The 13972-nt window shown below is 61.8% G+C and carries 15 protein-coding genes and 1 tRNA gene; 9 read left to right on the plus strand and 7 right to left on the minus strand.

The genetic code is table 11. From position 1 onward, the window contains the following. The first annotated feature begins 97 nt into the window (after positions 1 to 97). The 6 genes from exbB (at position 98) to AC4CWF_RS18060 (ending at position 6831) form a co-directional block, all read left to right on the plus strand. Positions 98 to 1300, plus strand: coding sequence for a tonB-system energizer ExbB (exbB, locus tag AC4CWF_RS18035; RefSeq protein WP_491283000.1), 1203 nt, complete (start codon positions 98 to 100; stop codon positions 1298 to 1300). Positions 1301 to 1303: 3 nt separating this feature from the next. After that, entirely contained in the window at positions 1304 to 1786 is a 483-nt protein-coding gene (gene exbD / locus AC4CWF_RS18040; RefSeq protein ID WP_491283001.1) for a TonB system transport protein ExbD, read from the plus strand. Then, positions 1783 to 2781: an energy transducer TonB family protein gene (locus AC4CWF_RS18045; protein ID WP_491283002.1), complete on the plus strand. Its 999-nt coding sequence runs from the start codon at positions 1783 to 1785 to the stop codon at positions 2779 to 2781. The genes exbD and AC4CWF_RS18045 overlap by 4 nt, the downstream gene beginning before the upstream one ends. Positions 2782 to 2849: 68 nt before the next feature. Beyond that, positions 2850 to 3851: an Ldh family oxidoreductase gene (locus tag AC4CWF_RS18050; protein ID WP_491283003.1), complete on the plus strand. Its 1002-nt coding sequence runs from the start codon at positions 2850 to 2852 to the stop codon at positions 3849 to 3851. Between the two features lie 414 nt (positions 3852 to 4265). Continuing rightward, positions 4266 to 4889 (plus strand): ribonuclease D, encoded by a 624-nt coding sequence (locus tag AC4CWF_RS18055; RefSeq protein WP_491283004.1) that lies wholly within the window; start codon positions 4266 to 4268, stop codon positions 4887 to 4889. A 208-nt stretch (positions 4890 to 5097) separates the two neighbouring features. Next, complete coding sequence (locus tag AC4CWF_RS18060; RefSeq protein ID WP_491283005.1) at positions 5098 to 6831, plus strand: hypothetical protein; 1734 nt, start codon at positions 5098 to 5100, stop codon at positions 6829 to 6831. 120 nt (positions 6832 to 6951) lie between these two features. Here AC4CWF_RS18060 and rpsA read toward each other — a convergent pair whose 3' ends face one another. Continuing rightward, positions 6952 to 8655 (minus strand): 30S ribosomal protein S1, encoded by a 1704-nt coding sequence (gene rpsA, locus AC4CWF_RS18065; RefSeq protein WP_210103971.1) that lies wholly within the window; start codon positions 8653 to 8655, stop codon positions 6952 to 6954. A 170-nt stretch (positions 8656 to 8825) separates the two neighbouring features. Then, entirely contained in the window at positions 8826 to 9461 is a 636-nt protein-coding gene (gene cmk, locus AC4CWF_RS18070) for a (d)CMP kinase (RefSeq protein WP_491283006.1), read from the minus strand. A 302-nt stretch (positions 9462 to 9763) separates the two neighbouring features. Here cmk and AC4CWF_RS18075 point away from each other — a divergent pair, with 302 nt between their 5' ends. The 3 genes from AC4CWF_RS18075 (at position 9764) to AC4CWF_RS18085 (ending at position 11059) form a co-directional block, all read left to right on the plus strand. Beyond that, positions 9764 to 10150, plus strand: coding sequence for a TIGR02300 family protein (locus AC4CWF_RS18075; RefSeq protein WP_491283007.1), 387 nt, complete (start codon positions 9764 to 9766; stop codon positions 10148 to 10150). 152 nt (positions 10151 to 10302) lie between these two features. Beyond that, a tRNA-Ala gene (locus AC4CWF_RS18080) sits at positions 10303 to 10378 on the plus strand. A gap of 195 nt (positions 10379 to 10573) precedes the next feature. After that, on the plus strand, positions 10574 to 11059 hold the full coding sequence (locus AC4CWF_RS18085; RefSeq protein ID WP_491283008.1) for a hypothetical protein: 486 nt from the start codon (positions 10574 to 10576) through the stop codon (positions 11057 to 11059). A gap of 83 nt (positions 11060 to 11142) precedes the next feature. Here the strand turns inward: AC4CWF_RS18085 and AC4CWF_RS18090 are convergent, their stop codons facing one another. From AC4CWF_RS18090 to AC4CWF_RS18110, 5 genes are all read right to left on the minus strand, one after another. Further along, positions 11143 to 11316 carry a hypothetical protein gene (locus tag AC4CWF_RS18090; protein ID WP_491283009.1) on the minus strand — a complete coding sequence of 58 codons (174 nt, stop codon included), beginning with the start codon at positions 11314 to 11316 and terminating at the stop codon, positions 11143 to 11145. A 20-nt stretch (positions 11317 to 11336) separates the two neighbouring features. Continuing rightward, positions 11337 to 11744 carry a Rha family transcriptional regulator gene (locus AC4CWF_RS18095; RefSeq protein ID WP_491283010.1) on the minus strand — a complete coding sequence of 136 codons (408 nt, stop codon included), beginning with the start codon at positions 11742 to 11744 and terminating at the stop codon, positions 11337 to 11339. A 128-nt stretch (positions 11745 to 11872) separates the two neighbouring features. Then, positions 11873 to 12781 carry a hypothetical protein gene (locus AC4CWF_RS18100; RefSeq protein WP_491283011.1) on the minus strand — a complete coding sequence of 303 codons (909 nt, stop codon included), beginning with the start codon at positions 12779 to 12781 and terminating at the stop codon, positions 11873 to 11875. Between the two features lie 251 nt (positions 12782 to 13032). Continuing rightward, positions 13033 to 13344, minus strand: a complete 312-nt coding sequence (locus AC4CWF_RS18105) for a hypothetical protein (RefSeq protein ID WP_491283012.1) — start codon at positions 13342 to 13344, stop codon at positions 13033 to 13035. Further along, positions 13341 to 13700, minus strand: a complete 360-nt coding sequence (locus AC4CWF_RS18110) for a hypothetical protein (protein WP_491283013.1) — start codon at positions 13698 to 13700, stop codon at positions 13341 to 13343. The genes AC4CWF_RS18105 and AC4CWF_RS18110 overlap by 4 nt, the downstream gene beginning before the upstream one ends. Positions 13701 to 13972 lie beyond the last annotated feature (272 nt).

Raw genomic sequence — 13972 nt, forward strand, 5'->3', positions numbered from 1 at the left:
GACTGTGTGCGGCACCGCTTTCGGCGCCCGCCTTCTGCAGCAACAACCAGACCGGCCGGGGGCCCTTGCCTGCGTAAGATCATCCGGAGTTTGCCTGATGCCGATCCCGTCCCTCCCGTCGACCGCTTTTTCCAGCCGCGTAAAGACCGGTGCAACCGGCGGCTTTGCCGCTGCGGCGATCGCGGTCTCGCTTTTGGCCACCCAAGCTATGAGCCAGACGCCGGCACCGGCGCAGCAGACCCCCGCCGTGGAAACGCCGACCGTGGAACCATCTGCCACGCAGCCGCGCCTGGCCCAGCCGGCAACGCCTGCTGCTCCGGGCGGAGAGGGCGCAGGCACGCAGACCACGCAACCGAACGTCCCCGCCCAGGCCCAGGCTCCCCAACCTGCAACGCCTGCACCAGCCGCCCCGGCTGCCGAACCGTCTGCGCAAGCACCCCAGGCGCCACAAGCGCCCCAGGCGCCGGCCGCCGATGCTGCAGCGCCCGATACGGCGCCGCAGGCTCCAGACGCTGCACCGGGTGAGGAGCCGGGTGGCATGCTGACCTCGCTTGTCGATCCGCAGGCACGCGGCGACATTCCCCATAATCTGTCGCCCATGGGCATGTTCCTGGCGGCTGACTGGGTGGTGAAGGGCGTGATGATCGGTCTTGCGATTGCCTCGCTGATCACCTGGACCGTCTGGCTTGCCAAATCGCTGGAACTGATCGCGGCCCGGCGGCGCGCCAAGGGCGTCATCAAGGCCATCGGCCGGGCAAGGACCTTGTCGGATGCCTTGTCTGCCACCGAACGGCGCGGCGGACCTGCCGCCCTGATGCTGCGCGAGGCCGCAACCGAACTGACGCTCTCGGAAGGTGCGCTGGACCACGCGGAAAACAGCGGTGTGAAGGAGCGCGTCTCCTCGACGCTCGGCCGCATCGAGGCAGGCGCCGGCCGCCGCATGATGCGCGGCACCGGCGCACTCGCCACCATCGGCTCCGTTGGCCCATTCGTTGGCCTGTTCGGCACCGTCTGGGGCATCATGAATTCGTTCATCGGCATTTCGCAATCGCAGACCACCAACCTTGCGGTCGTGGCACCCGGCATTGCCGAGGCGCTGCTCGCCACCGCCATCGGCCTTGTCGCCGCCATTCCGGCGGTGGTGATCTACAATATCTTTGCCCGCTCGATCACCGGTTATCGCCAGCTTCTGGCCGATGCAGCAGCCGGCGTGGAACGACTGGTGAGCCGCGACCTCGATTTCCGCAAGGTGCCGCCGGGCGCGCGCAAATCCTCCGTCGCACTTGTTGCAGGAGAATGAGCCATGGCCGGAGGCATTCGCGAAAATAGCGGCGACGATCTGCCGGAAAACCATGAAATCAACGTCACGCCGTTCATCGACGTGATGCTGGTTCTGCTGATCATCTTCATGGTGGCCGCACCGCTTGCAACCGTTGACGTGAAGGTGGACCTGCCGGCATCGACCGCGAAACCTGCGCCGCGTACCGACGAGCCGCTTTATCTCACCGTCAAGCAGGATTTGACCCTCAGCCTCGGCAATGATGCGGTCAGCCGCGAACAGCTACCGGCCATGCTTGCACAAGTGACCGGCGGCAATACGGATGCGCGAATTTTCCTGCGGGCCGACAAGTCGGTCGATTACGGGCAGTTCATGGAGGTGATGAACCTCTTGCGCGACGCCGGCTACCTGAAGATCGCCCTTGTTGGGCTTGAGACGCTGCCTGCGGCGCCACAGGCGACATCGGCACCGGCACCGGCGCCGGCGGAAGAGGGAGCAACCCCATGAGCCAGATGCTTCCCCGCAGCCGATGGAGCAAACTTGGCGAGGCAGCTCTCTGGTCCAGCGCCTGTACGGTGGTTCTGGCAGCACACCTGGCGGCTGCCGCCGTGATGCTGCGCGAGGATGAGGTCGCTTCGGCTGACGCTGCGCAACCCGCTGCGATCATGATCGAGCTTGCGCCCGAACCGGTGGCTGCGGAAACCGAGGAAACGCTGGTTTCCGAGGAAACGCAGGATTCGCAGGAGGTGAAGAGCGAAACGACGGAGCCAGTGAAGGAACCGCCGCCAGAGCCAGTCGTCGAACCGGCACCCGAACCTCCGCCACAGCCGCCAGAAGAGGTTGCCGAAACGAAGGAACCGCCGCCGCCAGAGCCTGTGATCGAAGAACCCAAGCCCGAAGAGCCGGTGGAGGAAACCACGCAGGCTATGCCCGAAAAACCGCCGGAACCCATTGAGGAGCCGGTGGACGAAACGGCCGAGCAGCAGCTTGCCCTCTTGCAGAATGTGGAAGTACCGCTTCCCGTGGTGCGCCCGCCAGAGGTTGAGGAGCCGAAGGAGGAGGCCGTACAGGAAAAGCTGAAGCCGGTGGAAAAAAAGGTTGTTCGGGCTGAAAAGCCGAAACCGCAGCCGCAGGCTGCAAAGGCTACCCAGCAGGCCAAGGCCGACGTGCAGCAATCCAACCGCACGGCAGCGGCCGCTACCTCCACCAGCCTTGGTGGCAATTCGGTCGCGCCGGCGCGCTGGCAGGCAAAGCTTTACGCACATCTTAGCCGCAAGAGGGGCGGACGTTGCCCGGCGTCTGGGGGCGGCAGCACCGCCTATGTCACCTTCCTCATCGATGATGGCGGCAATCTTTCCGCCGTATCGCTGGCAAGATCGTCCGGTTATTCCGATTTCGACAGCTACATGGTCGATTTTGTCCGCCGTGCCTCACCCGTTCCGCCGCCGCCGGCTGGCGTCAGCAACAAAGTCACGGTTCCGCTCGCCTCTAAAAACTGCTAGTTCAGGCCTTCAGGGGTTTGCGCTGCTCGCAAGAAGGCGCGGCCCGCCCGCCTCAGGACATAAGCAGCATGCACCATACCCTTGCCGACCTTGAACGGCAGATCACCGCGGTTTTCGAGACAAGCGGCGTTCTGCCTGCGTCCTCACGCTCGGTTGCCCGGGCACTTATCGCAGCTGAAGCCGCCGGCCAGTCCGGCCATGGCCTTCGCCGCGTGCCAGCCTATGTGAAGCAGGTGAGAGCCGGCAAAGTGGATGGCAGCGCGCAGGCAACCGCCGCGCACCCGCGCCCCGGCGTTCTATCCGTCGATGCCCGCCACGGCTTTGCCTATCCGGCGCTTGATCTCGCGGTGGCCGAGCTTGCGCCGCTTGCCCGGCGCCAAGGCATAGCGTCTGCTGCCATCTTCCGCTCGCATCATGCCGGCGTGATGGCGCTGACCGTGGAGCGTTTTGCCGATGAGGGGCTGGTGGCCATGATGTTTGCCAATGCCCCGGCCGCCATGGCGCCCTGGGGCGGCCGAAAGCCATTTTTCGGCACCAATCCCATCGCCTTTGCCGTGCCCGTTGGAGAGCCGGCGGACGGCATCGATCCTATTGTCATTGATCTGGCACTTTCCAAGGTGGCGCGCGGCAAGGTGATGGAGGCCCAGCAAAAGGGCGTCGCCATTCCCGACGATTGGGCTCTTGACCCTGAGGGTCGCCCGACGACCGATCCCGACATTGCCATGCAGGGCACGATGGCGCCGGCCGGTGGTGCCAAGGGTGCCGCCCTTGCCATGATGGTGGAAGTTCTCTCCGCCGGCATCACAGGGGCGCATTTCTCGCACGAGGCGTCTTCGCTGTTCGACGACAAGGGACCGCCACCGGAACTTGGCCATTTCATCATCGCCATCGACCCGCAGGCAACGGCAGGTGCCGGCTTTGGCGCGCGCATGGCAGCACTTGCCACGCTCATGGCCAGCGAAGACGGCGTGCGCCTGCCCGGTCGCCGCGGCCGCTCGCTGCGGCGTGCAGCGCTCGAGACGGGCATTTCCATCGATGACAGCGTGATGCAGGCGATCGCAGCACTTTAAGCGCGATCCGTCAGCGTGTGTAAACGCCAGATGCCGCCGCGACACGATCTGCGGCGGCTTTGCCGATGTCGCACCTCAAAGGATAGACGCCGTCAGGATGATGTGGGGGATGGCCTTAAACGGAAAAAGCCTGCCGCGGGAGGAGGTGCGGCAGGCTTTTAAACTTGATCGGCAATTGGGAGGAGGAGGAGATTGCCGATCTCAACGAAGCAGCACTGGGAGGAGGAGTGCGCCGCTTCGATGGTTGACATATAGGCCGATCCTTCGATTCGAACAAGGCCACCGCTGCAACGCAGCAATGCACCTGGCGCACAGCTACCTTCCCACTTGATGTCCGAAGGGGCAGATAAAGAGCATATTCAGAAACCATGGCTTGGTTTATAGCGGGAAGACGGAAACGCAAAGAGGCAAGCCATGAGCAAGATCCGGACGCACGAAGGCGATATTTCCGCAGAGGATGTAGCGCGTTACACCGACGCCATCGCCATCGACACGGAAACGCTGGGGCTTGTTCCACGCCGTGACCGGCTTTGCGTCGTGCAGCTATCGCCGGGCGACGGCACCGCCGACGTGATCCGCATTGCCGCGGGCCAGACGCAGGCGCCGAACCTTATGGCGATGTTGGCCGATGCGGGCCGCGAAAAAATCTTCCATTACGGCCGCTTCGACATTGCCGTGCTCTACCAGACCTTTGGCGTGACGACCGCCTCGGTGTTCTGCACCAAGATCGCCTCTCGCCTGACGCGCACCTATACCGACCGACACGGATTGAAGGACAACCTGAAGGAAATGCTTGACGTCGACGTGTCGAAGGCACAGCAGCAGACCGACTGGGCAGCCGAAACGCTCAGCCAAGCACAGCTCGACTATGCCGCCTCCGACGTGCTCTATCTGCATGCCCTGCGTGAAAAGCTGATGGCCCGGCTGGTGCGCGACAAGCGGCTGGAGCTTGCACAGGCCTGCTTCGACTTCCTGCCGACCCGGGCCAAGCTTGATCTTCTCGGCTGGGAGGAAACGGACATTTTTGCTCACAGCTGAGGCGTGCATACGTTTGGCGTGGCGGAGGGGTGAGACGCCAGCCTCACGCGTCCGTCTATTCATAAAATCTTAAGAAACTTATAGTCTAATTCTACCTTAATCGGCTTTAGATGACGCCATGAGGCGCCGCGGTTGCGGCCCGTTCGGTCGCAATAGACGCCCCGCCAGCCGGTCTGCCCTTCAACCGACACAAGCGTGGAGCAGACCCATGTTGACGCCTGTCGCCGCATCATCAGACACGTCCTTCAGCGCCTATGGCCAGCCCGGCATCGTTTTGTCCGCCCAGCGGGGCGATGTGCTTTTGTCCTCAACAAGCGTGGATCCGCGCATGCTGCGGGAACCCTCGGTCAGCAGCGGCAGCCGGCTCGATTTGTTGTCTTTGTCTGGCCAGCTGCAACTGGCGCAGGGGCTTTCGGTGGTCGAAACCATCGGCGCGCTCCTCTCCGTCAGCCGTAACCAGGGCGAACCGCTCACCGATTATGCCGATCGGATAGCAGAGGTGATTGCCAAGCTTTCACCGACGGAACGCCTCTCGCTGCAGCGCGCGCTGAACCAGCTGATGCAGGGGTTCACGCTGCGGCTTCTGACCGAAATCCTGAAAAACCCCGTCGGTCCCGATGCAACCCGGCTGGCGCTGAAGCTGGAGGCCGCCGCTTATCTGGAGCGAGACCCGGTGACGCGCCAGGTGGTGACCTCCTATCGGCAGAATGCCGGGGCCGAGGCGCAACCGCCAGCCGGTGGTCGGCCGCTCCCGAGCGGCGCAATCGCCGGCTCAGCCGCCCGGCAGACCGCGTCGGCCGGCGGAAGCGCCACGGAAGCCTATCCAACAGATACCCGCGATGACGCAAAGCAACCCGTGCTCCGGCAGAATTCCGACGAGACTGAACGCGAAGGCGAGGCGGGAACGGGCGGTCGCCCGGGCGCCCCTCTCACGCTTCTGAACAGTCGGACAAGCGCACAGCCGGGTATTCCCGCGGCTCCCGCCCTGGCCAACACTCTTGCTGCTGGCGCCGATCTGCTCGGGCAGGCGGCAACCCTCTCCCTCACCGATCCCGAAGAGACAGGCCTGCCGCAGGCGGTTGCCACGGCGCCCGAAACGAAAGCTCAGGCAGAACTCCGGCCGGACGCGGCATTGGATGACGTGACCTATGACGGCCCCGCCCTTGCGCGGCTGGTGCAGGCCGGTGGCGAGCCGCCGATTGCGTCCGCAGCGACACGGGCGGCAAGCGCCAGCCAACAACCAGTACTGCCGGCCTCTGCATCCATGCCGGCAGCCGTGCTGATGACCCTTCCAGAACCGGAATCGGTCCCCGTCGCCTGGATCTCCGGGCTTTACGCCGATGAAGGCGGCGCCTCCTGGCTGCTGGCCAATGCCGCACCTCAGGCCATGGCGGATGCGGCCGATCCCCTTGCCGCCCATGGCTTTGATGGCATGGCAGCGGGCGGGGACGAAGGTTTGCCCAATAGCCTTGGCGCCGGCACCGGAACCGCTTCGACACCGCTCCCGGCCACGGCTGCGCAAAACCCCAGCGCACAGGCGTCGGCTGCCACGTTGAACCCGGCACAGCAGGCCGCCGCCCTGCAGGCGCTCGCAGCGCAGGGATCGCTGGTCCGTGAGGGTGTGCTGCCCGCCTACGTTCCTTATCCCGCACCGGGCGGCATCGAAGAAAAGCCGAAACCGCTTGTTCCCGCCGTGGAGCCTGATGACGAACACCGCGAGCGCGGGCGACGCTCCGGACGCGATCCCGGCACCGGCGAGGATGGGCAGGATGAACAGAGACCGGCCGAATCAGAAACGACCATGGCAGGCGATGGCGGCGTGATGCAGGAACCGGTGCTTTTCGATGAGCGCGCGGCAGAACAGCACATCGCTCATCTGGCGACGGCACCCGCTACCGGCGACGATGCGCAGGCCTATTACCAGCGCATGGCAGGCTGGTAAAACGCCGGCGCCACCGCCCGCCCCTCGCCCGAAAACACGTCAAAAATCAGCCGTGAAAAAACCCGCCGGACTTTGCATCCGGCGGGTTTCTTTGTTCAGTCAGCGTCTAACCGATAACGATTAGTCGTTGGTGCGGTTCTTCAGGGCTGCACCCAGGATGTCGCCGAGCGAAGCGCCAGAGTCGGACGAACCGAACTGAGCCACGGCTTCCTTCTCTTCTGCGATCTCGAGAGCCTTGATCGACAGCATGACCTTGCGGTCCTTCTTGGAGAAGTTGACGACGCGGGCGTCGAACACCTGGCCAACCGAGAAACGCTCCGGACGCTGATCGTCACGATCGCGTGCGAGGTCGCCACGGCGGATGAAGGACGTGATGTCTTCGTGAGCAACCAGCTTCACTTCAACACCACCGTCGTTAACGGCGATGACTTCGCACGAAACGACAGCGTTCTTGCGCAGTTCACCGGACGTTGCAGCTTCGCCAACCGCATCGCGGCCGAGCTGCTTGATGCCGAGCGAGATGCGCTCCTTGTCGACGTCCACATCCAGAACGACAGCCTTGACGACGTCGCCCTTGTTGAACTCTTCGATGACCTGTTCGCCCGGACGGTTCCAGTCGAGATCCGACAGGTGAACCATGCCGTCGACATCGCCGTCGAGACCGATGAAGAGACCGAATTCGGTCTTGTTCTTCACTTCGCCTTCGACTTCAGTGCCGGCCGGGTGGCTGAAGGCAAATGCCTGCCACGGGTTTTCGAGCGTCTGCTTCAGGCCAAGCGAAATACGGCGCTTGGACGGATCGACTTCGAGAACGACCACGTCAACGTCCTGCGTCGTGGACAGGATCTTGCCGGGATGAACGTTCTTCTTCGTCCAGGACATTTCGGAGATGTGGATCAGGCCTTCGATGCCCGGCTCCAGCTCAACGAATGCACCGTAGTCGGTGATGTTCGTGACGGTACCGGAGATCTTCTTGCCGACCGGGTACTTGGCCGAGATGCCATCCCACGGATCCGACTCGAGCTGCTTCATGCCGAGCGAGATGCGGTGGGTTTCCTGGTTGATGCGGATGATCTGAACCTTGACCGACTGGCCGATGTTCAGGATTTCCGACGGATGGTTCACACGGCGCCATGCCATGTCGGTGACGTGCAGCAGGCCGTCGATGCCGCCGAGGTCAACGAACGCACCGTAATCGGTGATGTTCTTGACGACGCCGTCAACAACCTGGCCTTCTTCGAGGTTCTGCACGATTTCCGAACGCTGTTCGGCACGCGATTCTTCCAGAACCGTACGACGCGAAACCACGATGTTGCCGCGACGCTTGTCCATCTTCAAGATTTCGAAGGGCTGCGGGTTGTGCATCAGCGGGGTGACGTCGCGGATCGGGCGGATGTCCACCTGGCTGCGCGGCAGGAAGGCAACGGCACCATCCAGATCGACGGTGAAACCACCCTTGACCTGGTTGAAGATGACGCCTTCGACGCGTTCGCCGGCTTCGAACTTGGCTTCGAGCTTGATCCAGCTTTCTTCGCGGCGAGCCTTTTCGCGCGACAGAACAGCTTCGCCCAGCGCGTTTTCGATGCGCTCGACATAAACTTCGACTTCGTCGCCGACCTTCAGCGTGCCGTCTTTGCCCTTGGCGCCGAATTCCTTCAGGGGAACGCGGCCTTCAACCTTGAGGCCGACGTCGATGACGGCGACGTCCTTTTCGATCCCGGTGACGATACCCTTGGCTACATAGCCTTCAGCAAGGTCGTTCGTGACGAAGGATTCTTCGAGGAGGGCTGCGAAATCCTCCCGCGTGGGGTTTGCTACTGACATGAAATCTCCTGGTCGTGTCCCTTGTTCGGACACGGATGGCGCCGGGGGGTTTGTGTTAAACATACCCAAAGAACAAATCCGCCCGTCTTCGTTGAGAGGGCAATCCGGCGCGGGGATCCGAGCTTTGGGTCAGGCACTGCAATTGCGCGCGCCGGAAACCCGGCAGGTCGTCAATCTTTTTTCAACGCGGCGTCGATGATGACCGATGCTGCCTCAAACGCGGCCTCTATACTCATTTCCGAGGTATCAAGCAAGTGCGCATCGGCGGCCGGTTTCAAGGGGCTGTCGGCGCGGCCCATGTCGCGCTCGTCCCGCAGCGTCACATCGGCAAAGATGGTGTCGAAATCCGCCTGCTTGCCGGAGGCGACGATCTCATCGTAACGGCGGCGCGCACGCACTTCGGGCGCTGCAGTCACATAAAGCTTTACCGGCGCCTGCGGGCAGACCACCGTGCCGATATCGCGCCCGTCGATTACCGTTCCCGGTTCGCGCTGCGCAAAGGCGCGCTGCGCTTCGACCAGCGCACGCCGCACCGCCGGCATGACCGCAATTTTCGACGCCGCCTCGCCGATGGCATGGGCCGAGAGGACCGAGCGATCGAGACCGGCCAGATCCACCTTCAGCGCCATGGCTTCCGCCACCGCCTCGTCATCGAGCGGAAGCCCCGCATCGAGAAGCACCTTTGCGGTGGCCCGGTAGGTGAGGCCGGTATCGAGATGGTGGAAACCATAGGTTTGCGCAATACGGCGCGACAGCGTTCCCTTGCCGGCGGCTGCCGGTCCGTCGATGGCAATGGTAAAGGTCATCAAAAACTCCGGGGCGGATCTTTTTCCTGCTGCGCCTCGCTTAGCGGAAAACACGGAAGCGTGCACGCCTTCTATACCGTCGGCGATCCCGCTTAAGGGATGACGCAAAGCCTGCCTTTGAGGCGCCTCCGGCATAAAGAAGAATGGCGGGCATCAATGGTTTTCCCGCAAATCCGGGCATTTGGCAGGCAAAGTTTGCCTTTGACATGCTCGGGGACAAGCATTAAGGGGACCGGCTAGCATTTTAGCGCCGCCTTTGCGGCAACGCCGAATTGATCGGCCATTCTCACGGGGCATCGACAGTGGCAAAAGCGGAACTTGGTACCAAGCGCACCGACCCGGATACGGGCAAAAAATTCTACGACCTCAACCGCGACCCGGTTGTGTCGCCTTATTCCGGCAAGTCCTGGCCGCTCTCCTTCTTTGAAGAGACGACGGCCCAGATGAAGATGGAACAGGCTGAAGAAGAAGAAGTCGCCGAAGTCGATACGGAAAACACCGATGTCGAACTCGTATCGCTCGAAGAGGGTGACGAAGCGGCAGCCGGCGACGACATTCCCGATATCGGCGACGACGACGTGGAAATCGACGGCGACGACGACGACACCTTCCTCGAAGCCGATGAAGATGACGATGACGACGACGTCTCCGGCATTATCGGTGTCGGCGGCGACGACGACGAGGTCTAAGACCTTGATTTTTGGGCCCGGACGAAAAAAACGTCCGGGCTTTTCATTTTTAGGCTTGCGCTCCGAAACCACCGGAAGTAATAAGCCGCCACCCCAACGAAAGCAGCGCTTTCAAGGGGTTCCCGGAACCGGTTAATGCCCGGTACCCTGATGGGGCTATAGCTCAGCTGGGAGAGCGCTTGCATGGCATGCAAGAGGTCAGCGGTTCGATCCCGCTTAGCTCCACCAAATTTCCCCAGTATTAAAATTTCGAAATGAAATCATTGGGATAGGCGAACTTTTCGCCGCGGTCTCAGACCAAATCAGACCAATCATTCAGACCAATTTTCGGCCCAAGCTAATGTTTGCTCGTCTCCTTGCTGCATTCCTGCCTTGCGGTAATCTGGAGAGATCGAGCGTTCAGCTCAAATCATGTGAGACCTCATGAGCTTCATTGACGAAGATGATGACATCCCGTGGGCCGATCCAGCCATTCAGACGGAGTACGAGGCGGCTCTCGGCTCATTTCTCGTCAGTTTCAATCGGCTGGAAAATCTGGTTGGGGATCTATTACAGGAAAGTTTTGCTCATCTAGGTAGGCCGGACCTGTATTCGGCGGGAGAACGGTTAGAGGTAAAGCTTCGCCTATTTGAGACGGTTCTTCTCGCAATACCGCGTATGCACAAGCCGAACTTCAAGGCGGCACGCGACATCAGCGGCGAACGTAATACGCTGGCACATGGTCATTTCGATCAGAACCCCTACTCAGGCAACTATCAGATAGTCACTCAACGCGGGAAGCCGGTGGATATGCCGGTGGCCAAAATACGAAAACTCGCCCTCCAGACGAACAGTGTCATCGACGATTTCCGCTCCTGCCAAGCGTACCTATTTTTCTCGATCTTGCCCAAGTTCGAGGAACCCGACTGAGGACACCGGGGGACTACCCCTCAGATGACGAGAGGTAGTGTGGGTAATTCAAAAGGGTGGTTGGGCCACACCATTACCCCGCGTCAGGGGCGGGGAATAGACGCCACCATAGCGGTGTAAGCGTCCCGTTCGGCTTGTTTCCGTGCCTCTGCTGCTGCCCGTGCTGCGGCCCGTTCGTCGGCCTTCTGCCGGTCATTAGCGGTGCCGTGAATAATGAACAATTCGGCCTCGGAAGGCTGGCGTTCGGTTGTGGTCATGTTGGTTCCTTTGGTTGATTTCAGGGGAGTAGGATGAAGTTGCGTTCTCTGGCCGTCAGAAGCCTACCGTCCAGCCTTGCCCGCTGTTCGGCCTGTTGAAGCTCCAGCATCCGGGCTTTGCGTCCGCCGTTCACAAGCCGCTGGACGAAAACATTGGCGGCGTCCCTGACCGGCTGCGCGGTGCCGTTATTCAGGGCTTCCCAGTGCTGAATGATCTGGAAACGCAGCTTGGCGTCATAGGCCGATGCGATGAACAGGAGGTAGGTTCCGGGGAGGCAATAGAGAGTGCGGCGCTGGCCTTGTGCGTCCCGATACCCCGCCTCAAATTTGAGTTGGGGTTCCCCGATCTTCGCAAGCTCCCGCTGGATGTCACGGAGAACGTTCGAATGCCGCTTCCCTGTCATCGCTGCGATTTCAAGGGAGGTCATAAAGGGCACCCCTTGGCACACTTCCGGGACACTATCGGGTGAGACCGACGCAGATTTGCGTTCGTCTTGTTCCGCGCCAGCAACGGAGGGACCGCTAATCGCGGCCCCTTTCGTGGTGACAAGCGCCCTCATAGGCGGACGATCCCGGCCCGCACTGCGGCCCCGAAGCCCATTTCGGGATAGCCGGGAACAGTCACAGTCCATTCCCCGTTCGGGGTCCGTCTAAGTGCCTTGCGCTCGGCAGGGGACATCCCCTCCAGATGCTCGGCAAACCGCTCCGGGTTCGTCTGCGGGAGCATGGCAAGGCGGTCAACCGCGATCCTGCCAAGGTCTCGGAGGCTGTCGGGGGCGTTGCCGATGGTGGCCCGTCTGGCGTCCCGCAACTCGTCGTCAGACAGGAAGTCCATGAGGAGCGGTACGTTCGCGTGAACATCGGCAAGGACGTTGTTTGCCTGTGCGACATAACCCGCCGTGATCTTCACGACATGACCAAGGTCTGCGCCTTCCGGTAGCTCATCAGCCTCCGGGAGATAGCCGCTTTCAATGACGTTCTCTAGGGCAGCATCGACCGCCGCAGCGCCTACCGTGGCGTCAAGCTCCTGTAGCGTCTCGGATGCTTCCTTTGCCGCCTGTGCGGCCTCTGAAAGCTCCTCCGGCTCCTTCTGGTCCTGTTCCTGGGCCTTGTCCTCTACGCCCGTTTCAGCCTTGGCCTGTGGCTGGACGGGCAGATTAAAAGAACCGGATGCCGCCTGTTCGCGGGTGATGAGACCGGCTGCTAGAGCGGCGTCGATGGTGGTTTCCGTGCCGCCGATCATGATGTGACCGGGACGCAATGCTGATTTGACAGCGACGGAGCCTTCAAACTTCTTCTGGACGACCTGCTTTCCATCGACGGTATCGATTTGAGTACCGCCGCCGTTGACGTAGACGCCGACGACCTGCTTGCCGTCCTGTCGCGGATTGATCCGCTCGTATTCCCTCTTGAGGGCGTCCAGTTCTTCCGGGGATGTGTCATTGCTATAGGTGACGTGGGTCATGATATGTTTCCTTTTGTGGCCCTGTAGGGCGGGTTACTTGGGGTTATTGAGGGAGAGGAGGCCGTGTTTCTCACGCCACCAATCCGGTGCTAGGTGAGGTTGGGCGAAGCCGTTGGGACCGTGCATCGATCTCATGCCGGGTTGGCGACCGGAGAGACGATCCTCCATCTTGCGGTCCCTGTCGGGGTCATCGTCCCTGATCCATTCATCGTTCGGGATATGAAGCTTGCGGGGGTGGTCGGTCTTCACTGTCACCACTCCTCCAGCCCGTCCAAGCCGTGACGATCTGCGGGAGGTTCTACCGGTGCCGCTGGCGTGATGCTCATGGTGGCAACAGGTGGCCCGTTCGTGTGGACGTGGGTTGCCGCTGCGGCACATCGGGTGCAAATACCCTTCCACCCCGGCCCGGAGGCGCAACGGGTCTTGCACTTCCGGCAAATCCCTATGCCGATGCCGACAAGGCTTTCCGCGTAGGCTTGGTGTTTCCTGTCGGCTTGATTGTGGCCGGTGCCGGTGGCGAAGATGGTGGTGAAGGGGCGATTATCGGGGCCGAACTCGATCATGCTGCCCTCCGTCGCCTGACATAGACGATATTCTCCGGGGTCAGGTCGGTAGGATCGCCGTCCACATAGCGGATGACACCGCCTGTCTGTGCTCCGACGATAAGACGGGCAACCATCGCCATCTTTGCGCCTTCCGCCGTCCTGAGTACGGTGCGGACATACTTCTTCCCGTCCACGCCATGGCCGAACCAAGCACCTGTGCCGCCCATGCGAAGGATGCGTTGATAATCGCTGTCGAGAACCTTGGCGTATGCCGAATTTGTCCTGTCGAGGGGGACCTTTCGGATCGTCCGTCCGTGGCGGTCGGTGTAGAGGAGGGACTGTGAGCGGTATTGCTGCCGCTGATTTGTGGTCATGCTTCTGCGCTCCGTTGCAGGTGAAAACGAAAAAGACCCCGCTCCAGCGGATAACTCCGGGAGACGAAAGGTCGGCTGATGTGGGGGATGGGTGGGCCGATGTGGTGCGCCGGGTCGCTTCTGCCGAACAGATAGGGAGACACGGACGACCGGATATTCAAAGGACTGGAAAAAGAGCACCCTGCCCGGAGTTGAAGCCGAACAGGGTGTGGAAATCGTAATCACCAGCCCCGGCGTTCATGACCCTGAAACGCCACGAAAGCCCCTCCCGA

It is taken from the genome of Neorhizobium sp. PAMB6630 (assembly GCF_058242775.1).